Annotated in this window: 9 protein-coding genes; 3 read left to right on the forward strand and 6 right to left on the reverse strand. The window is 58.6% G+C overall.

Features of this window, described 5'->3' with window-relative positions; translation table 11 throughout:
- Nucleotides 1-21: 21 nt before the first annotated feature.
- The 6 genes from BOP93_RS18145 to BOP93_RS18170 form a co-directional block, all read right to left on the reverse strand.
- A complete protein-coding gene (locus BOP93_RS18145) occupies nt 22-795 on the reverse strand; it encodes a TenA family transcriptional regulator (RefSeq protein WP_420220227.1) in 774 nt (257 codons plus the stop codon).
- A gap of 75 nt (nt 796-870) precedes the next feature.
- Nucleotides 871-3333: an EAL domain-containing protein gene (locus BOP93_RS18150; RefSeq protein ID WP_104503944.1), complete on the reverse strand. Its 2463-nt coding sequence runs from the start codon at nt 3331-3333 to the stop codon at nt 871-873.
- Between the two features lie 71 nt (nt 3334-3404).
- A complete protein-coding gene (locus tag BOP93_RS18155; protein ID WP_162303231.1) occupies nt 3405-5189 on the reverse strand; it encodes an ABC transporter ATP-binding protein in 1785 nt (594 codons plus the stop codon).
- Nucleotides 5190-5196: 7 nt separating this feature from the next.
- Nucleotides 5197-5835, reverse strand: a complete 639-nt coding sequence (locus BOP93_RS18160; RefSeq protein ID WP_065895479.1) for a DsbA family protein — start codon at nt 5833-5835, stop codon at nt 5197-5199.
- A 3-nt stretch (nt 5836-5838) separates the two neighbouring features.
- The gene (locus BOP93_RS18165; protein WP_104503948.1) at nt 5839-6780 is read right to left on the reverse strand and encodes a rhodanese-related sulfurtransferase; all 942 of its coding nucleotides are present in this window, start codon (nt 6778-6780) and stop codon (nt 5839-5841) included.
- Nucleotides 6781-6911: 131 nt separating this feature from the next.
- Nucleotides 6912-9665: an RHS repeat domain-containing protein gene (locus BOP93_RS18170; RefSeq protein ID WP_157943526.1), complete on the reverse strand. Its 2754-nt coding sequence runs from the start codon at nt 9663-9665 to the stop codon at nt 6912-6914.
- A gap of 350 nt (nt 9666-10015) precedes the next feature.
- Between BOP93_RS18170 and BOP93_RS18175 the strand changes: the two genes are divergently transcribed.
- From BOP93_RS18175 to BOP93_RS18185, 3 genes are read left to right on the forward strand one after another with little or no spacing between them, the layout of a single operon-like run.
- Entirely contained in the window at nt 10016-12814 is a 2799-nt protein-coding gene (locus BOP93_RS18175) for a Tc toxin subunit A (RefSeq protein WP_237140371.1), read from the forward strand.
- A 44-nt stretch (nt 12815-12858) separates the two neighbouring features.
- Nucleotides 12859-17682: a neuraminidase-like domain-containing protein gene (locus BOP93_RS18180; RefSeq protein WP_104503955.1), complete on the forward strand. Its 4824-nt coding sequence runs from the start codon at nt 12859-12861 to the stop codon at nt 17680-17682.
- On the forward strand, nt 17679-22253 hold the full coding sequence (locus BOP93_RS18185; RefSeq protein WP_104503957.1) for a SpvB/TcaC N-terminal domain-containing protein: 4575 nt from the start codon (nt 17679-17681) through the stop codon (nt 22251-22253). Before BOP93_RS18180 ends, BOP93_RS18185 begins: the two co-directional genes overlap by 4 nt.
- Nucleotides 22254-22258 lie beyond the last annotated feature (5 nt).

A 22258-nucleotide genomic window follows, 5' to 3' on the forward strand; every position in this document is an offset into this window, starting at 1 on the left:
CCCCCCGCCATTGCCTGTGCATCACGCCTCGCTGGCGACTCGGGCCTGGCGCTCACGCACGAACGCCGGCGCCTTTTCCTTCTCTTGTTCCAGGTGCATGCAACTTTCCAGGAACAGATACATGTAGTCATAGCTCTTGCACACGGCCTGTCGCAACTCCACCTGCAGGGCTGCGCTCGGGTTTGTGCCGGCGAGGGTGCAGATGATTTCCAGGGCTTCCCAGGGGTGCGCGTCATCATACTGGGCGTGCATCTTCAGCCACTTCATCGCACGCTTGCGCTCTTCCTCGGGGAAGGCAGCGGCATACACGCCGGTGGAACAGACCACGGCGGACCACTCCCCCGTCGCGCCCTCGATGGCGTAGTTGGTGGCGGCAATCGCGACGATCAACGAGTCAGCCGAGCTGGTGTGCCAGCACCAATGGCTCAGTGCGTGCAACTCCGGTGGCACGTTCTGGGCCTGCAGGTCTTCAAGACTGACGCCATGGGCACGCGCCCAATTCACCCAATAATCGGCGTGGTTCAGTTCCACGCGAATATTGCGCATCAGCCAGCGTCGCGCCATGTCCTCGCCAGGATGACGGGCAAATTTGGTCTTGGTGAGGTTCTGTGCCATGTACAAGGCGAACTGCTCCACCACAGGCCAGCCCCCGATCAGGTAGTGGCGCATGGTCCTGGCGCTGAGCGTATTATCGCGCATGCGCTGGTACAGTTCGTGTTCGACAACCCGACGCTTGCTCTCGCTACAGTCCTGGATCAATTGCTGGGCCCAGGCGGGGTAACTCGAGGCTTCCATAAGCGGGCCGGTTCTGTTGAATGTGTCGATCACTGTAGGGCTCCTTTTTAAGTGTGATGTACAGACCGGCAAGTTTCAGCGGAATGTACCGGGCGCCTTGAATAACAGGGGCTGCGGCCGCACGGGTCGGCACTGCAGGCGATCACAGGTAAACAATTGCGGGCGCTCGATCAAATAGCCTTGAGCGTAGTCCACACCTATCTCAAGTAACGCCTGTTCGATCTGCGACGTTTCAACAAACTCGGCAATTGTGCGTTTACCCATGACATGGCCGATGTGATTGATCACTTCGACCATGGCGCGGTTAATCGGGTCGTCCAGCATATCCTTTACGAAACTTCCATCGATCTTCAAGAAGTCTACAGGTAAATGTTTGAGATAGGCGAATGAGGACATTCCGGCGCAAAAATCATCAAGGGAAAAGTGGCACCCTAACGCCTTGAGTTCATTAATAAAACGAATTGCACTGCCTAAATTGGCGATAGCGCTGGTCTCAGTTATTTCAAAACAAATCATTTCCGGGGGAATGCTGTAAGTGTCGAATTTTTCACGCAAAAACCCGAGAAAATCATCATCGCCAATGGTTATGCCTGACAGATTAATCGCACACATGGCCATGGGTCGGCCCGGACGCTCATGCATGCAACGGGCAATGATCTTGAATACGTTCTCCACCACCCAGCGATCCAGTGAAGTCATCAAGCCGTAACGCTCGGCGGCCGGAATGAAACTGTCGGGCAGGATGATTCGCCCCGCTTCGTCGTGCAGGCGCAAAAGTATTTCGATGTGCCCGGTACCCGCTTCGGTATGGCCCAGCGGCGAAATTTCCTGGGAGTAAAGACAAAAGCGGTCTTCTTCCAGGGCCATGTGCAGGCGTTGCACCCACGCCATTTCGCCGAAGCGTATGGACAGCTCCGAGTCGTCGGCATGATACACCTGCACCCGGTTACGCCCCTTTTCCTTGGCCATGTAGCATGCCATGTCGGCGGCGCGCAGCGAGGTTTCCAGGGTGGTGGGCGCTTGCGAGATATGCACCAGGCCGATGCTGACGGTGGTCATGAACGGCCGGCCCTTCCACACAAAATGCAGGCTCTGTACGGTGTGGCGCAGGCTCTCGGCGATTTTCTCGGCCACGGGTGCCGGACAATTTTCCAGCAGGATGCCAAATTCATCGCCGCCCAGCCGCGCCAGGGTATCGCCTTCGCGCAGGTCCGATTGCAGCAGCGCGCAAATATGTCGCAGCAATTCGTCGCCCGCGGCATGGCCGCAGGTGTCATTGACCAGCTTGAACTGATCCAGGTCGAGGAACATCAAGGCATGCCGACCGTTCTGCTGGCGCGCCACCTGCTGCAGCACTTGATCAAGGCGGTATTCGAATTCACGCCGGTTGGCCAGGCCAGTCAAGGCATCGTGGGTGGCCTGCCAGGAAAGATTGGCGATGTACTGGCGTTCCTGGGTCATGTCATGCAGCACCAGCACCGCGCCACTGACCTTGCCCGCGCTGCGAATCGGCGCGCCCACCAGGGTCACGGAGACGGTGCTGCCGTCCAGGCGCTGGATCAGCTTGGAATGTTCACTGCCGCCACTGAGTTCGCCCTTGATGATGTGCTCAAGCAGGGTGAAGCCGTCCGGCTCGGCGTTTTCATCCAGCAGCTTGAACAACGCCGCCAGCGGCAGGCCCTGGGCCTGGGCCGACTTCCAGTGGGTCAGCGCTTCAGCGGCGGGGTTCATATAGGCAATCGCACCGTCCACATCGGTGGTGATGACCCCGTCGCCAATCGACTCCAGGGTGATCTGTGCCCGCTCCTTCTCCGCCTGCAGGGCATCGGCAAACGCATGACGCTGGGCCAGCAATTTGTGCGTGCGCAGCAGCGCCAGGACGATCAGGCCCAGGGCCGTGGCCAGGTTAGTGATCAACAGCAGGCGCAGGATCATCCGCGAGCCTTCGCCCAAGGCATCGCTGAACGCCTTGGCCGCCGGCGTCACACCTTCGTTGATTGCCGTGATACGCGCCTTCCACAGCCGCACATCGCTGGCATCGACCCGATCAGCAGCAATGGCGCCATGCATTTGGCGAGCAAGTTCGTCCAGTTGCAACAGATAGCCGTCGCCCACCGTCCAGAGTTCGATGGCTTTTTCCAAGTAGCTGAAATGGCGAAAGTTGAGGTACAGCCAGATCAGGCTGGAGACGTCGTCCGGGTGGTTGCCGCCCTTGATGATTCCCAGGCGCGCGGCCGGTATATCCGGGGTTGGGCTGTCCAAGGCGATGCGCAACTCATGCCCGCCCTGAGGCACCGCAATCGCTTGCTGATATTTGAGATAGGTCGCCGCGTCGCGGTCATCGGCGTAGAGGGTCAGGTAATAGATAGCGTCTTTCTGGCCCTTGGACCACAGGCTTTCACCTGCCACATAGCCACGCACCGCCGAAAGCACGTAGAGACTGACGCAGCCTAACAATGCCTGGAACAGCACAACGGCAATAAAGGGCCAGACAATGCCCAGCAGCCGTGGCGTTCCGAGAGTCCGCTTTTGCTTCATGAAGTCCCTTGCACATGCACAGCTCAATACGCACGCGAAAATCCGCTCCCGATCGCACAGCCTAAGCCAAATCAACGCACTTGTTGCAGGTGTCCATACAATTTGGCGTACAGCCCGCCATCGGCAATCAATTGCTGATGGTCGCCATCCTCGGCGATATGCCCGCCATCGAACACCAATACACGATCGGCCTGTTTCACTGCCGAGAGCCGGTGGGCGATGATCAGTGTAGTACGCCCACTGAGAAACCGCGCCAGCGCCTGGTGCAGGTTGTACTCGGTGGCCGCATCCAGCGCCGAGGTGGCTTCATCCAGAATCACCACCTTGGGCTCGGCCAGCACCATGCGCGCGATGGCCAGGCGTTGCCGTTGGCCACCGGAAAAACGCACGCCGGAACGCCCCACTACGCTGTCCAGGCCCAAGGGCAATGCCTTGACGGTAGCATCCAGCTGGGCGATTTCCAGTGCCTGCCAGCAGGCCTGGTCCGTACGCTCGCGGCCCATGGTCAGGTTGGCGCGTACGGTATCGTTGAACAGCGCCGGGTGCTGCAGCACCACCGCGACGTTTTCGCGGATGGTCGCCAGGCCGATCTCCTGCTGGCTCGCGCCGCCAAAACGAATGCTGCCGGCCTGCGGTGTGTAGAGGCCCAGCAACAGTTGCACCAGGGTACTTTTACCGCCGCCGCTGGCGCCGACAATCGCCACCTTCTCCCCCGGCGCGATGGTCAGGTTCAATTGGTCGAGCACCAGGTCATCGGCGTAACCGAAATCCAGCCCATGCACTTCAATACCGACAGTCGCACGCCCGCGGAAGGGATCGGCACCTCCCGCGTATTGCGGCTCGTCGGCGCGGGCCAGCAGTTCGTTGATGCGCGTCAGCGCGCCGCCTGCCGCGTAGTAGGCGTATTGCAGGTTGAGCAACTGCTCCACCGGGCCGATCATGAACCACAGGTAACTGAACACCGCGAGCATCTGGCCAATGGACAGGTCGGAAAACAGCACGGTCAACATGGCGGCGGCGCGGAAGATGTCGATACCGAACTGGAACAGCAAGCCACTGGCGCGGCTGGACGCATCGGTTTTCCATTGCGAGTGAATGGCGTAGTCCCGCACTTCCCGGGCACGCTGGCCCAGACGCCCGAGGAAAAAGCCCTGACGGTTGCCGGCGCGCACTTCCTGGATGGCATCCAGGGTTTCGGTCAGCGCCTGGGTGAACCGCGAGGTACTGTCGTTTTCGAGTTTTTTCAGGTGCTTGACGCGCTTGCCCAATTGCACCGTGGCGTAGATCACCAAGGGGTTGAACAGCAGGATCAGCAGCGCCAGCTGCCAGTGCATCCACACCAGAATCGCCGACGTGCCGACCAGGGTCAGCATCGCCACCAGGAAGCGGCTGAGGGTTTCGCCGACGAATTTGTCCAGGGTGTCCAGATCGGTGACCAGGTGTGTCGTCACCGTACCGCTGCCCAGGCTTTCATATTCGCCCAGGGAGATGCGCTTGAGCCGCTCGATCAGGCGCACGCGGATGCGGTAGACAATGTCCTTGGCCAGCCGCGCAAACAGCCGCGCCTGCACCACGTTGAACACCAGTGCGCCGCAGCGCAGGGCCAGGGTCATCAAGAGCATCAGGCCGATATAACCGGCGGCTTTCTGCCAGCCCAGGGGCAACGCGTGATTCATCACCTTGAGCGCGGCGTCGCCATGGCCCAGCAGCACTTCGTCGACCAGCAGCGGCAACAGCAACGGGATGGGTACGCTGCACAAGGTCGCCAGCACGGCGACGCTGTTGGCGATCCACAGGGATTTGCGGTGACGCAGGGCCAGGCGGCGGATTTCCGCCCAGGTCAGGCGGTCGCTGATGGTTGACTCATCCCGCACAGGTAGCGCGCTCCAGCCATCGGGCGAGCAACGGTGACAACTCGTCCAGCGGCTGGTAACCATTGGTGAGCAGCGCCAATTGGCCGTTGCGCTCGGCCAGCAAGGTCGGGAAACCGGCGATACCCAAATCCTGCACCCAGGTGAAATCCGCTGCCGTGGCCGCGTGCTGCTCGGCGCGGTCGAACTCGCCGGCAAACTCGATCCGCGGAATACCGGCCTGCTCGGCCAGTTCCACCAGCACGTGGGCAGAGGTGACGTCGCGGCCTTCCACATAAAATGCATGCTGGATCAGCCCCAGCAGCGTCCAGGCGCAATCGGGCGCCAGGCTGCGCGCAGTGACAAGGGCGCGGCACGCAGGCTCGGTGTCATAGACAAACCCCTCGGGCAACGCACCCTCGCGCTTGAACGGCTGGCCGGTGGCGTCGGTCACCGCCTGCCAGTGCTCAAGGATATAGCGCCGCGTAGTCGGTTCCAGCGCCGCGCCACTGCCGGTGCGCAATCCGCCCACCACCAGGTGCAACTCCACGCCGGCCGCCCGGGCCTGCTCAACCAGCGCCTGCGCCACCGGGGCAAAGCCCCAGCACCAGGAACACATCGGGTCCATTACATAGAGCAGGCGCGCGGACATGGTTCAAGCCTCGGAAGGGGTTTGCTTGTAGTTGAAACCAATCGGGTGCGGCATGTTACGGGCCTTCGCCAGTTCGATCTGCTTCTGCCGGTCGATGGCGCTGCGACGGGTTTTCTCCGGCAGCTTATCCCAGCAATGCGGACAACTGATGCCGGCCACGTAGTGCTCGGACGCGCGGTCTTCTACGCTGACCGGTGTGCGGCAGGCATGGCATTGATCGTAGTCGCCTTCGCTCAGGTCGTGGCGCACAGTGACACGATTGTCGAACACAAAGCAGTCACCCTGCCACTTAGTCTCTTCCTGCGGCACCTCTTCAAGGTATTTGAGAATACCGCCCTTGAGATGATAGACCTCGTCGAAGCCTTCGCTGAGCATATAGCTCGACGCTTTCTCGCAACGAATGCCGCCGGTGCAGAACATGGCGACTTTCTTGTGCCTGGCCGGGTCGAAGTTGGCTTTGATGTAGTCGGGGAATTCGCGGAAACTGGTGGTCTTCGGGTCGATCGCGCCTTCAAAGGTGCCGATCGACACTTCGTAGTCGTTGCGGGTGTCGATCAGCAGCACTTCGGGGTCGCTGATCAGCGCGTTCCAGTCCTTGGGGTCGACGTAAGTGCCGACCTTCTTGTTCGGGTCGACGCCTTGTACACCCAGGGTCACGATCTCTTTCTTGAGTTTGACCTTGGTGCGATAGAACGGCTGGTCGTCGCAGTAGGATTCCTTGTGGTCGATGTCGACCATGCGCGGGTCTTTTTTCAGCCAGGCCATCAAGCCATCAATGCCTTCGCGGCTGCCGGAAACGGTACCGTTGATGCCTTCTTCGGCGATCAGCAAGGTGCCTTTGATGCCATTGTCGACCATCGCCTGCAGCAGTGGTTCGCGCAGGGCGACGTAATCTTCGAGGGTGACGAACTTATACAGTGCCGCCACGACAATCGGTTGAGTCATGGGTAATCTCTCCAGGTGGCTACCCTCGTAAGGGGTGAACCGGATGCAAAAAGGCGTCGGTCAGGCGGCGCGGCGCGCATTCTAGCAAAACTGAGGCGCCATCGCATCGGCACGCAGCCGCTGATATGCCCTCAGCGGTGTGGGTTACGTATCCCCTCTACTCGGTACCGCTGGCCGCCGAGATGGCTTAACATCAAACGATAGGGACCACGCCCACGAGAAGCGGCATAGCCGTGCAAATCAGCGGACCATAGCTGGTCTCTGTGAGGATGCCAATGAACCGCGCCGAAACGCCCTTCACGCAAGTGGCTGAAGGTAAGGGCAATACTGCGGCCCTCGCGCCCCGATAGTTGGGCATCTACAAGCTTTGCGGTATCGAACTCCATCTGCGGGGTAGCGGCTCTCGCTACCGCCGGCGCCACCAACGGCACCTGCGCCAGTGCTTGCCGACCACGGCGTGCGCGACTTGAGCCAGCTACCTGGGTGGTCACCCCAACCTCGAACGCGCTCGGCACCGCCTGCTGACCGCTCGCGGCAGCGGGCTCACGTGCTGGACGTCGCAGCACTATCGCGCCATAGCCCATGCGTCTCAACTCCGGCATCGGGTTACGATTCCCCCCCAGTGCGCGTTCGATGCCTCCCGACTCGTCCACAGGCCCCACGTAGCCACGCAGGGTCCCCTGATGCCGGTGGACCATAAGGGTAATGCCTTCTTCACCATGACGGCGCGCATAGGCAAAATTCACCAGCCGCTCCGTTTCTTCGTAACTCAGCCGCGCGTCCTCCGCCGCAGCGATCGCCATCTCCGAAACGGCCCTGCCGAAATCTTCCTCCTGCTGTTGCGCTGCCCTGGCCACGGCCTGCGGCTGCGCACTTTGATAGATAATGAAGCGGCTGGTACCAAACAGCACACCGCCCATCAGAGCCCCCACGGCAGCCCCCGCCCTCGCATCGCCCAGCAGCGCTCCCGCCCCCAGGCCCAGCAAGGCCAGAATCAGGATGAGCATGATATCGTCCTGTATCTGAGGATTTTCCATGTCGGTAGGCTGCAATCCCATTGAATCAACGAACGTGACCGGGTTGTTAAACGCCATGAGATAAGGATTCAGCTGCGCGCGCCCTGCGGGGTCGGGGCTTATCCAGCGCTGCAACCAGGGGGCGTAATAGCGAAAACCGTAGTAATACAAACCGCTGCCGTCGCGCTCCTTGCCTGAATATCGACGGGTTTTGTAACTGCCCTGCACCGCGTTGCGCGACGCCCACCACGCTGTCCCCCCATACGGAAAATAGCTCTCCTGACTCAATAACTCGGCCTGTTCACCCAGCTCCAACCCATGGCTCGACTGCTGATCGGTCAGGCAGAAACGCAGGGGTTCACCGTCGGCCCTCTCATCAAGTCCCGGCTCCCATTGCAAGACCTCCACCGTGCAGCGCGGTACTTCAAGGCGCAATACATTCAGTCGACGCAACGGCTGCTGGCGAATTTCCAGGCCTGGCAGGTAATAGACACGCGCCGTTTGTCGACTGCCGGCAACCTGTTGGTGAGTGAGCTTGAGCGCACGCTGGCCGTCGCCTGCATACACATAAGCCTCCTCATCCGAGTCTGCTTTGTCGCGCACAACTGACGTGACCCTGGACAACTGATTACGCACGTTCCACGCCATCGCGACACCACGTCCCAGCCGTTGCTGATTGCCATTGGCATCAAAACCCTGCGCCCACTCGCCAACCGGATGCTCGCTGGACAACGCGCGATTACTGCCACTGGCGACCTGCATGTCGCGCGTGTAACCGACGCCACTGGACGGCACATGCCGCAAACGGGTCAGGTTGCCCCCCTCGTCATAAGCATAGTGCTGGGTGTAGTTGCGACATAAACCGGCATCGGTCGAACCGAACGAAATACGCGCAGGCAATGCTGGGGTGATGGCGGCGGCGGTACTTTCCCGGCCTGTCGCCTGGGTCAGTTGGTACAGCGAGTCGTATTGGTAGCGACAGGCAGCATTCACTTGCGTGTTGTGGCCCCATTGGGTCGGTTGCGCCTGATCCCGCAGCGTCGAAACATTTCCCACGGGATCATAGTCGTAGTGCAAATCCTGTAACGGTGCCGTCGGCTCATTTTGGCGGTACGCCATCAACCGGTTCATACGGCCATCCTCGGGCCGATAGGCGGCCAGACTGCTCACGCCATTGCCCAACCGGGCCGTCTCCACCTGACCGGCGGCATTATAGACGTAGCGATCTATCACGGTTTTGCGCGTGCCACTTTTCAAGGCGAGATGAATATGTTTCGTCTGTCCGTCCAACCCGTAGGCAAACTGCCGACCATTCCCCTTGGCGTCGACCTGTTCCAGCGTGCCGCCGAGGGCATCAAATATCCAGCGTGTGGTGTAACGCTCGCCGTCCAGCTGCTCGTCTTGATCGGCCTGAGCAAGTGGCCAGTCAACAACGCCCAGCGCCTCGCGAAACCGCCGCGTCTGCCGAAGCACTTGTCCGCTCATCCCATACTCTTCAAACACCTGGGTGCCCGCCGGGTCGGCATGGCACACCAGACGGCCAACGCGGTTAAGGGCGCGGTGCTCTGGCGTTGGGCGGGCATATACCAGGCGTTCGACACACCAGGGTCGCTCTTCATCGGCTGCCTGTTCGAACACCGCCACCGGACGCTGCAAGTCATCGTAGTCGTGGCGCTGATAGGCCCCCTTACCGTCCCAGGCCTGCAACAGTTGCCCGGATGGCGCCGCCAGCATCAGCCGCATGCCGGCGTCCACATCGTGGCTACGGATCAGCGTCCCGGACAGGCTGTACACCGACACCTGATTCGCCTCGATCAGTGGTTCACGCGATTTAAGGGTATGCAGGCGAGGGTCCCACTGCTCAAGCATCAGGCCGCTGGCCCCATAGACTTGACGCCTGACACGGGCCGTCGGCGCAGCCTGGGGGGTAGCGCGCAGATAAGCAACACTGCGGACCGTCAACCCACGGGGGTCGAATGCTACAAGCGAGGGCGTATTTCGATGAAGTGAAGCAGACATGATCACATGGCCTGAGTTGCACAATGGTCAGAAAAGCCTAGGGCCCATGTCTTGCACAGAGGTGGTATCGGTGTATGGGCACCTCAACCGGCGTGCGCCGACGACGCCTGTAAATACCTATACCTGGCCCCGTCAACCTGCGTGATAGCGTTTTTCATTGCCCGCCGGCGCCCTCGGCGGGCGTGAAGGAACGTATGAACATGCAAACCGACAGCAGCCCCTTGCTCGCCAAGCTGATTGATCACTCACGCCCTCCTGCCCCGGGTCGGGATGATTTCAAGACCGCCCTGCGGCGCCTCAACCTCAACTCGGTATTGGACATCGTGCGATTGTCCGAAAGCGCCTTTGCCGAGCAACTGGCAACGTACAACGATGACGATGCCCACACGGTGTACCTCAAGGCCCAGAGCGCCGCCGCGCAACTGGAAACGCTATTTCGCGAACAGCAAGTCTCGTCCCCCCCTTCTTCACCGCGCAATAAACGCAGTCTGCCCCCCGAGACCAGCGCGACCTACCACGCCTTGTTCAAGGAAAAGTGGGACCAGTTCTGCTCCAGTTCGTCTATTGCAGCGCTCGATTCACCGACTGCCTACCTGCGGGCGCTCTATTTGTTCGCCCTGCAGCTGGAAGAAAATACCAAGGACGCAAACGCGCTCAAGCTGTCGCAGCGACGCCCGGAACTCAAAGACCAGGTGATCAACCAACATAGCGTTTCGAGCCAGGTTCCCATGTTGTCGATCGTCAACCAGATCCTGCTCAAAAATATCGCGCAGGCCAAAGAAGAAGATACCTATAGGGTGCTGAGTGAAACCTGGTATCCGTTTTCTCTGCCCTATCATTTGCACCATCAGCAATGCCAGCAGGGCCTGTCGGGCGACAAGCCGGCGTTGGGTGAGTTGAACTATCGCATCAGTCGTCAGTTGCCTTTGGCGGGAGAAACCAGCACTTACGGGCAGGTCGGCGAACAGAACAACGAAGTCCAATGTCAGTTATCGGGGTTGAGCCCTCAACAACAGACAATGCTGAAAGCTAAATGGGTCACCGAAACAGAGGTGGAAAAAGAGGAAAAGGAGCAAAAGGTGAAAAAGTTCCATCTCCAGTTTTACAACTGGACGATAGATCTGACAGGACCAGAGAAGCTCACTGACTTTCTGAACCATACCCAACTGGATGCCGACCAACTTCAGGCGCTGCTTGCACAACAGACTGAGTCACCCCGCCTATCGCCTAACTGCAAGCAAAACCCCGGCCTCGCCTACGGTGCGTGCTACATCAACGGCACGACCACACCCGCTATCAACCTGGTCAACGCCAAGCTGACCGGCGTTAGCCTTGAGCGCTTTGACAGGCTGCAACGCATGATTCGTCTACAGCGCTGGCTCGGCGTGCCTTTCGCGCAATTGGACACCCTGATAGTCAGCGCCATGCGCTGCGAAGGCCATCGCAACAGCACGCTGCTGATCACCCATAACACCCTCCGGGCGCTGGGGGTCTTTTGCTTTTTGAGCAAACGCTACACGTTGCAAGCCGAAGAGTTTGCCGCCCTGCTTCATCAATTACCCGTTCATGCCTCAGGCGACCGCGTGTCATTGTTCGACCAGGTATTCAATCGCACGGGTTCCGCCCTGCCTCCGCTGTACCTGGACAGCGCTACGTTCGACGGTACCACCCGGCAACAGCTCTGCGCCGGGTTGGGCCTGCAAGACACCCAGGATTCGCTTCAACTACTGATCAACCCCAACAAGCCTGCAACCCGTACGATCGAGACGGTCAGCGAGATCTATCGGCAAGCGAGAATCGCTCGCCTGTTCGGGTTATCGGTCGTGGAATGCCGACAGTTGGTGCAAATGCTCGGGAATGCGAACTTCCTCATGCAGTTGCGCAACCCAACGTTGCGCAACAAACCGAAGGGCACGAATGACTTTCTCGACATGCTCATGCACCTGGAGTGGGCCAGCCGTTGGTTTAAAGAAAACGGCAGCAGCCTGGCGCTGCTCAGACGCCAGCTATTGCTGGATCGCCAGGTCCAGGACCCGATCATCAATCAGCTATTGAAGGAGTTCGCCAGCTATGACCAAGCGTCTCTTTCCGACGCGTTGCACCGGCTTGATCTTCCTCAGCAACCCGATGATGAAACAGGTCGTTTACCCGCCGTTGACTGGGAATCCTTGGCCTATACGGCGCTGCAACGGATGCGTCCCAGTACCAGCATCGAGACAGCGCTTGATCAAGTGCTCTCTTCCGTTCAAATCAGCACTGTGCCTGACCGTACGACACACTTTATCGACCAAGCGAAGCCTAAGCTCAACACACTGCTGAGCACGGCGCGTGATGAGTTGTGGGCTTTATATCTACGCCTTAAAGCAATCATCCAAGCCGTCCTCCATGCGCCAAGCAATGCCAACGGCTATCAAAAATACGACAATGACCAGCATTTCCTGCGTTTATATGCCCCCGCTGCTGCGCCGCTGCAAACCCTCAGTTATCTGATACTGCGGTTACCTCACGCCGCCGATATTCTGCAACTGCCCCTCAGCCCACAAGCACTTCACCAGTTCCTGGTCAATCCGCACTGGCTCACGAAGCAGTACAAGGTGTCTTCGCTGCTTGAACTGACCCCCTACAACCTCTACCTCATGCAGCAGTTCAAACATTGCATCCACCACTGCGGCCTGACGGAAGAGCAGCTGCTCAACTATTTCGAACAAGCCAATACCCTGCCCAACGGCGCTGCGCAGAACACCAGTGAAGAAACGAACGAGCGTCTCGCTCAGCTTTTAGGCTGGAGTGCCAGTGAAATCGATGTCTTCAGCAGCCAACTGAAACCTCCACGCATTACCTCAATGAACCGCCTGGACTGGGTGATGCGCTGCCGCCAAGCCAGCATCGACACAGGCCTGCCTGCCAACATGCTGATCAAAGCCAGCGAACTGAAAGCCGACTCTACATTGGCTGACTGGAAGAGCGTCGGTGAGGCGGTCACAAGTGCGTATCCATAACCCACTCACACCCTACTCACATTCGACCCGCTCAAGGATTGATCATGTCTCACTCGCTTAATCAACAGCTCAATGAAAGCCTGCGCGACGCCATGCTCGCGTACTACCTGACCTACAAGGTACCTCCCGAATTAAAGGAAAAAATCACCCAGGCGGACGATCTTTACGAATACTGGCTGCTCGACGTACAAGTCAGCCAAGCCGTACCGACCAGTCCGGTAGCCTGTGCCATCTCCAGCCTGCAGCAGTACATCACGCGCATCCAGCTCGGCCTGGAACCGGGCTATGAAAAGCAGGGCATGACCGCGCAACAGGACACCTTATGGCGCGAACAGTTGCACACCTACGCGCTCTGGAACGCCAACCAGCAGTTGCGCTATCACCCCGCCAACTATTTGGACCCGACATTACGGCGTGACAAGACCGACAGCTTTGAACAGTTGGAAAACGACCTGAGCCAGTATCGAATTCAAGCGGATACCGTCACCACGGCGGTTCACAATTACCTGGCCAGGTTCGAGGAAACCGCCAACATACGCACGATCAACGGTTATATCGACGCCGACTTGAGCAAGCTGCATAGCGGCACCTATTACTTCGTCGGTAAATCGAGTTCCGAAAACACCTATTACTGGCGCTCCCTCGACCTGTCCAAGCGCGCAGGGCCGGTACCTTTTCAGGACGCTTGGTCAGACTGGGAGAAAATCAACTTGTCGGTCTCCGACGCCACCGCCGAGCAAAGTATCCGGCCGGTGTACTTCAATAACCGGTTATTTTTCATCTGGGCCGAATGCATCAAACCCGCCCCCACCAGTTCCGTTTCACCGGCGCAAGCAGACTCAGAGAAAAAACAGCTGCCCGAATGGATCAACAGCCGCTACGTCAAATTTCGTCTCAATTTTTCTTATAAAAAGCACGATGGCAGTTGGAGCGCACCCAAAGCCTGTATTGAGGAGCACTGCGCCACCGAAGACGTCAACGCATTGACCTCTGCCTTTCTGAAAACCATTACGCAGACGGTAGCTATCGTCGACAGTAACGGCCCCCCGGTATTGTTTTTAAGTGTGCTGGCTACCAGCCGCAAAGACCCCAAACAGCAGGAGAACTTTATTGGAAAGTTTTTCCAGGCTGTCCACGTCGACCAGTCCTTCAACATCACCACCATCGCCGATGGCGGCAGCCCTGAGCGCTATAGCGTGCTGCCCGGCTCAAAGGCGGAGGAAGAGATAAACCGACTCCTGGAACACTTCGATCCGTCGCAGAAGACAAAAGTGCAGGCTGTAGTTAAAGGCAAAGATCAAAGCGTGAGTGGGTACTACAGTGAGTTGCTGCCTGACACCGCCCGACAATACCTCACGTTCTTTGCTCATAAAAACCAAGGAAACTTGCAGTTCAAGGTGACGCCCCCAAACAAGCACTCGATTTCCCCCAAGGAGGAAACAATTACCGAAAACAACAACCATTGGAACTTTGAAAAAAATCGAGAAAAAATAAAAAACCCAGAAACACGTGACGTCTCTTTTGATTCAAACACCAATGAACTCGTATTTACTTCCACCCTCAATAAAAATTTCCGGCAATCGTACAGCGTCACATTAACAAAAGCAGGCCCTAAGGATATTATCATCACACTGAGAGTAGAAGACGCACTGGATGATCCGAAAGCCACTCAGCTTAAACTGACCAGTGGCTCTAACATTACCGGCTCAACTGACGAGTTAAACACTGATTTTTACGCTCTTTATTTTAAAAACACGGTCACGCATGACGAGTTCCCCAACGCTGTACATATCGAGAACGGGTTACTCATTAGCGCTAACTCCAAAGACGGGGAAACCGTCTCGCTGGAAAATAATTATATCGACAAGAATGCGTTCATCAGTTTATACACAAGTCCAAAAAACTCCATCCAGGTCACCCTTAACCGCTACAGAAAATACACAGAACCGAACAAAGAAACGTCGTTGCACGCACAGAATACGTTGACCATCAAAAGGCCCAACGTGAGCACATCTAATTTACGTGTCTATAAGCACATCATCATGAGAGCCAATTTTAAAGACTATCCATTCACCGAAAAAATCAATGCCAACTCACATCAAATCATCAACTATCAGGACACTGCCCACGAAAGCCTCACCGGATCAAATCCCGAATTACCCACCGGGCATCGGGTCACGGCGCGTATTCCAGTGACAACGGCGGAAATAACGTCGGGCATCACCCTGATACATGGGGTGGCGACGCTTGAGCCTGCCAAAGAAGACGACTCGACAATTCTCGGCTATGCCCTGAAAGCGACCACCTTGACGTTGGCCCCTTCCACCTCTGGCACAACGTTCAATCAACAACTGGCGCCGACGATCAAAAGACAAACATCGGAAAAACTCGGCACCGCCGAATTTATTGATTTCCCGACGAGCACCTCCACCCCGTCTGCCGACACGCCCCCCCGCCTGCGCATGAATACCTGTTTTGCCGGCAATCTGGTCAAGGAGGCCAATGTCAGTCTTGAGCATTTGTTTTCGTTAACGCCGAAGACGTGGCAAGAACCTCCACTCACGCCAGATGGAGCAGCAGAGGACATTGACTTTAACGGGGCTCACGGCAAGTACTTCTGGGAGCTGTTCCTGTACGTGCCCTGGCTGGTTACCCACCGCCTGAATCAGGAGCAGCAGTATGTCGAAGCCCAAACCTGGCTCAAATACATCTTCGACCCAGGGCGGTTGGCCGATAAGTACAGCGAGCGCCCTGCATTTTGGGGGTTCAACGAGCTCGTTCGTACGGGTCCGCTTCCCGGTTCAGTCACTCACGACCCACACAAACTGGCGATTCGCTCACCGGTGCATTTTCGCAAAGCAATCTACCTGCTTTATCTCGATATAGTGCTCAATCGTGGTGATGCAGCCTATCGGCAGCTCACCCCCGACAGCCTGACCCAGGCCAAACTCTGGTACACGCGAGCCAACCACTTTCTCGGGCCACGCCCCCGTGTCACCACCACTGAACCGTGGAATGAAATCACCCTCGAAAATTTGACGACGAAACGCTCTAAAGCCCTGGTAGCACTGGAGCAAACAAACCCACCCATCAATGTCAACCCTGCGACCGGAGGCACCACACTGGCTTCGCTCACGGACACCGATAATCTGCGCCTACCCTTCAACACCGAGCTGGTAGCGCGCTGGGACAAGCTCGAAAGTCGCCTGCATAACCTGCGGTACAATCTCGATATCACTGGCAAACCCTTGCGCCTGTCGCTGTACGCAAGCCCGCTCTCACCTCTGAAACTGTTGGCCAGCCGCAGCAGCGGTGCCTTCGGTGAAGGAGGCGCAGCGCCGTTCATTGACGCGCAAGTCGGCCATTATCGCTTCCAGATCATGCTGGGCCACGCGCTCACGGCAACCGAGGCGGTGATTCAATTCGGCAATACGATGCTGAGCCTGATTGAGCGCAAGGAACAGGCTGAATACCTGGAGTTGCAGCAACAACAAGCCTGGGACTTGGCCAATATCGTCGTCACCCAACAACACCAGGCATTGTTGCTCGACGAGAAAAACCGCCAGGCACTCGGCGCCAGTCGTAGCATGATCGAATCCCGGATGCGCCACTACGAACGCCTGCTCACCGAAGGCATCAGCCCCGCAGAAGCGCACGCAGGCCAACTCTACCTGATCAGTAGCGGATTCGAGGCCACAGGTTCCGCCGCCGCCGCCGCGGCCGGCATCGCGATGATCGCGCCGAACATCTTTGGTACAAGTACCGGCGGGTCGCGCTGGGAGGGCCCGTTTTATGCCGCCCAAGCCTTGGCTCAAGGCGTCGCGACGGCGTTGCGCGGCACTGCCGCAGACCTGGATCGTTCCGAGCAATTCAACCGTCGAGAGCAAGAATGGGCGCATGCCCAGGATCAGGCCCGCCTCGAACTGGCCCAGGTCGATGCCCAGTTACAAGCCTATGCCGAGCAGGAAAAAGCCACGCGCCTGCAATTACGCCTGGCCGAGACCTCCCTGACCCAGGCCTGGTCGAACTATCAATTGCTGGCCAAGCGCTTTACCAGGGCACAACTGTATGAGTGGCTCAATGTACAACTGAGCAAGTTCTACTACCAAGTCTATGACCTGAGCCTTTCCCTGTGCCGCACCGCGCAAGCGTGCCGGCAGTACGAAGTCGCAGACTATGCGAGCACGTTTATCCAGCCCGGTGCCTGGAACAATAACTACCGCGGCTACCTGGCGGGTGAAGCCCTGAAGCTGTCGCTATTGAAGATGAATGCGGCCTATGTGAACCATAACGTGCGGGACCTGGAGATCGTCAAGACCCTCTCCCTGCGTCATCGCATGATCGATTGCGAAGTCACCACGACCACAACCGGTACAACCGGCACTCAATCATCGAGTATGCAAGGCACTTGGGCGAGGCACAAACAGCAACTGGTCGATAAGGGCACGCTGTGCTTCAAGTTGTCCGAGGCTCTGTTTGAAGAGGATTATCCCCACCACATCCTGCGTCGAATAAAAGGCATCAGCGTGTCGTTGCCCGCGACGTTAGGCCCCTATGAAGACATTAAGGCAATACTGACCCAGACCAACAACGAAATCGTATTGCCCACAGGCGAGCGGCGCCGCGACATGCGTGCCCATCAGCAAATCGCACTGTCCACCGGCCTGGATGACAACGGCCTGTTCACCCTCAACTTTGAGAGTCACGATCGCTACTTGCCCTTCGAATACACCGGGGCCATCTCCGACTGGACCTTGGAATTCCCCAATCACACCCAGCAAAAAGCCCTACTCGAATCGATCAACGATATCGTCATTCACCTGCGTTACACCGCCAGAGTGCCGGCTGCCAGCGGGGGCAAGGCATGAACGACGATACGCTCAACCTCCAGGTCAATACCCCGGCCCTGCCCAAAGGCGGCGCTGCCATTCAAGGCACCGGCAAAGGCTGGGGCGATGTCGGTGCCAGCGGAATGGCCACCTTTGAAATTCCCTTGCCGATCTCCCCCGCGCGCGGCTACGCGCCGGCCATGTCGCTGACCTACCAAAGCGGCGCCGGTAACGGCCCCTTCGGCCTGGGCTGGGGAGTGCCTCTTGGCGCCGTCAGCCGACGTACAACCCATGGCGTGCCAGCGTACACGCCGCACGATGTGCTGGTGGGCCCCGACGCGCAAATCTGGCTACCGGAACGCGATGCCGAGGGGGCGATCAGCAGCCGCCGCCTCGCCTCATTCAACGGTTTGGCACTGCCAACCACGTATACGGTGACCCGCCACTTCCCCAGGATCGAGACCCGCTTCGACCGTATCGAACACTGGCAATCGGCAACCGACACGGCCGGCTTCTGGTTGATACAGAGTGCCAATGGCAGTCAGCACTTTTACGGAAAAACCCCGTTGGCCCGGATTGCCGATCCGGACCACCCGCACCATGTGGCGCAATGGTTGTTGCAGGAAAGCCTGAATACCCACGGCGAACACATTTATTATCACTACAAAAAAGAAACCGATCCCTCACGCTACCCGAGGGACTGTCGAGCCCAGCGTTACCTGGAGCGCGTCTGCTACGGCAACTTCACCGCCAAGGAGCAGGAACAGCTCTACCTCTGGAAGACCGACGATGAGCCGGGCATGGGTTGGCACTTTCAGTTGCTCTTTGACTATGGCGAACGTGACCTTGAGTTGGATAAGCGGCCGACGTATCAGAAAATCCTGGAGTGGCCGACACGACCCGATCCCTGCTCGGATTTTGCCTTTGGCTTTGAGTTACGCACCCTGCGCCGCTGCAGCCAGATTCTGATGTTTCACCACTTCCCTAAAGAAACAAAAATGGGTCTCGACCCTGTGCTGTCCAGGCGCCTGCTACTGGAATACCGCACATCCAGCCATGTCAGCCTGTTGAGCGGGGTCCATGAGCAAGCCTTCGACAGCGCGGGCAATAGCGTGAGCCGCCCGCCGCTGGAGTGTTTTTACCAATCGAGCCGGCTCAAGGTGGACAAGAGCGGGTATAAGCCCTTCAGTTCGCTGCCCGGGCTGCATGACAGCGATCGCTATCAACTGGTCGATCTGTATGGCGAAGGCATACCCGGTGTGTTGTATCGCGCTGACAAGAGTTGGTACTACCGTGAACCGCTCAGGCCGCAGCACACCAAACCCAGCGACGCGGTGATTTACGGCGCGGCCCAGGAGTTGGCGCGGGTGCCGGTCGCCGACAGCACCCGGCCCATCCACCAGGCGCTGGCCGATGTGGACGGTGATGGCCGTTTGGACTGGCTGGTTGCCCACCCAGGAATGAGCGGCTTTTTCAGCCTGGACGAGCAGCGCAACTGGTCAACCTTCACGCCGTTCGATGCGTTCCCGTCGGAATTTTTCCATCCCCAGGGAATACTCGCCGACTTGATGGGGGCGGGGCGTCCTGACGTTGCCATGATCGGCCCCCGTAGCGTGCGCCTGTATGCCAATCGCCGAAAAAAAGGCTTCGAACCCGCCATCGAGGTGCCTCATACGCTCGACGACGCTTTGCCGATCGTTTCCGCCTCGCCCAACGAACTGGTGGCGTTCAGCGATGTACTCGCCACGGGCCAACAGCATCTGGTGCGTATCCGGCATAACGAAGTGAAATGTTGGCCGAACCTGGGTCGAGGACGCTTTGCCCGAGGGTTTGTGCTGGCTACGTTGCCGTTGCGTTATGAAACGTTCAAGTCAGCCAATGTACTGCTCGTCGACCTTAATGGAGGTGGCGCTACGGACTTGCTGTATTTGAGCGCCGCCCACCTGTGTATCTTCCTCAATAAAGGCGGCAACGGCTTCGAGGCACAGGCGATCAAAGTCCCGTGGCCAGAGGGTGTGCAGTATGACGACCACTGTCAGGTCAACATCGTCGACGTGAGCGGTCGTGGCTGCCCTAGCCTGATCCTGACCGCCGCCCACCAGACCCCCATCCATTGGCGCTATGACTTTTTCAGCCACAAGCCCTGGCTACTCATGCGCACCGACAACAACATGGGCGCCCAGGCTGCGATCAAATATCGCAGCAGTGCTCAGGAGTGGCTGGACGAAAAACGCGAGCTGCATGCCAAGGGCCAGCCTGCTATCAGCCAGTTACCCTTTGCGCTGATGCTGGTCAGCCAACACACCCAACGAGACGAAATTACCGGCAACCAACTGACCCAGCGCATGCGCTATCGTCAGGCTTATTACGACCGCGTGGACCGTGAGTTTCGTGGCTTTGGGCTGTTGCTGCAAACCGACACCGACAGCCGCAAGGATGCCCCCCACGCCCCGGGTTCCAGCGCCCCCGTGCTCAGCAAAACCTGGTTTCATACCGGGCAATCCCTTGACATGCCCAGCCTCGGCCATAGTACTCACGACCTGCACGCCAAGGCTCCCGGCCGCACGCTGGTCAGTCGCTACAGGGGGACAGCTCAGGCACAGCCGCTGGATCATCACGACGACTTGATCAGCGATCCTGCACCACTGCTCGCACGCGAAGTGGCACGCGCACTCAGCGGCAGTGTGCTACGGGTGGAGGTGGCAGCAGCGGACCCGGCGCAAGGCACCGTGCCCTATGCAGTCACGCAACAGCGGTATCTGGTCCGTGAACTGGCGCCGGCGAGTGCCCATACGCCCTACGCCTGTTTGCTGCCGTTGGTCCTGGAGTCGATCAGCTATCAATATGAAGGCGTGAAAGACGATCCCGTCTGCCAGCACCAGATCAATCTGCGCTGGGATGCCTATGGCTGCCTGGTGCATGGCGTAACCGTGCATTATGCCCGCCGTACCACCGCCGACAGCCCGCCGCCCGCCGTGCTGGTGGATGAGCACCAGCAGCGCTGGTGGCGCGATACCCACGACAACGCGCAACAGCTCTATTACCTGAGCGAAACGCTGGCGCAGCCCATTCATCTGGACGACGCACAGCAGTGGTGCCTGGCCTTGCCCTACCGCCAACGACACAACGCCCTGGTGCTCGACAAGGCGCCGGTGTCTGGCGGGCTGGACCCTGCGCGTATCGCCTATGAGGTGTTCATCGATACCAGCGTCGGGCCGTTGGCCGCAGGGGCCAGCCGCACACTGAGCGGCTTGTCGCTGCAGTACTACCGGCAGGCCGGTGGTTCGGGTAAAACCCTGGAACCTGGCGTCGCCACTGCCCAGGCATTGACTGACTACCTGGAAACCGCCGAGCTGGATGACCAGGCCCTACATGTCTACAACGACATTCCGGCCATGCCCAACCAACCCAAGGTGGACCTGACGCAAAAGCTCACCGACAGCGGTTATCACACCATGGCGATGTTTTTTCTGTTCGACGGCGAGGTGCCTCCCGAGGAAAACCGACTGTGGTCGATTCGCCGCCACTTTCCCCGCTATGACAAGCCCAGCCGGTTTTATCGATTGAGGACGCTGCGGGCCACCGAGGCCCACGGCGAAACGAGCCTGCAATATGACGCCTACTTGCTGCAAACCCTGCAGGTAAAAACCCCAGACGGTTGCGTGACCAAAGCCGAATACGACTATCAATTGCTGCTGCCTACAAAAATCGTCGACCCGAACGGCACGATTCAAGAAGCGCTCTATGACGGTTTTGGGCAGTTGCTCGCCAGCACGTTTTACGGCCGTGAACAAAGCCTCAGAGTGGGTTTCGCCGCCCTGGAAAGCTACCGCCCGCTCAAGAATGTGACGCCCGAATCAGCCATCGAACAGGCGCCAAGCGTGCTGCAAGACATGGCCAGCGCGCACTGCTACGCCCCGTTCAGTTGGATGGGCAGCATCGACTTGGCCCTCGTCAAGCCTGAGTGGATCACCAAGGACTATCTGCTCCCCAGCGGGCATATCCGCATGAGCGCGCGAGCGCGCCTGAGTAGTGGTCGCCAGCCCCTCGGCGACAGTGAAAAACAACTCAAGGCGTTGATCGATAAGGCCAGCCGTACGCCGGTACATAGGCTCATGTTGCAAGCCGACCGCTACCCCGGCGATACCGAACAACAGGTTCGCATGACCCTGACCTGCTGGGATGGCTTCGGCCGCTCGTTACAGACCAAGCAAAAGACCGAACCCGGCAAGGCCCTTGCGGTGGACGACAAGGGCAACCTGCTGGTCGATGAGGTGCCGGATACATCCGGCACCTCGAAGAAAAAGCTGCGCCAAGTGGATGCCGACCCCCGCTGGCGCGTCAGCGAGCGTGTCGAATACAACAACAAAGGCTTGGTCATACGTGTCTATCGCCCCTACTTCGCCAACAGCCACGCCTACGTCAAGGATCACTCCATGCGCGAGCTGGGCCACAGCGACCGGCAATTGTATGACCCCCTCGGACGCCCGACGCAGACGTTCACTGCAGGGGGGTTCATGCGGCGTACCACCTATTGGGCCTGGTACACCGTCAATGAGGACGAAAACGACACCCATGAAGAGCTGAACGCAAGCCAAACGACTGACTGACGAAC

The sequence above is a fragment of the Pseudomonas orientalis genome, assembly GCF_002934065.1.
In the GTDB taxonomy this organism is placed as follows: Bacteria; Pseudomonadota; Gammaproteobacteria; order Pseudomonadales; family Pseudomonadaceae; genus Aquipseudomonas; species Aquipseudomonas orientalis_A.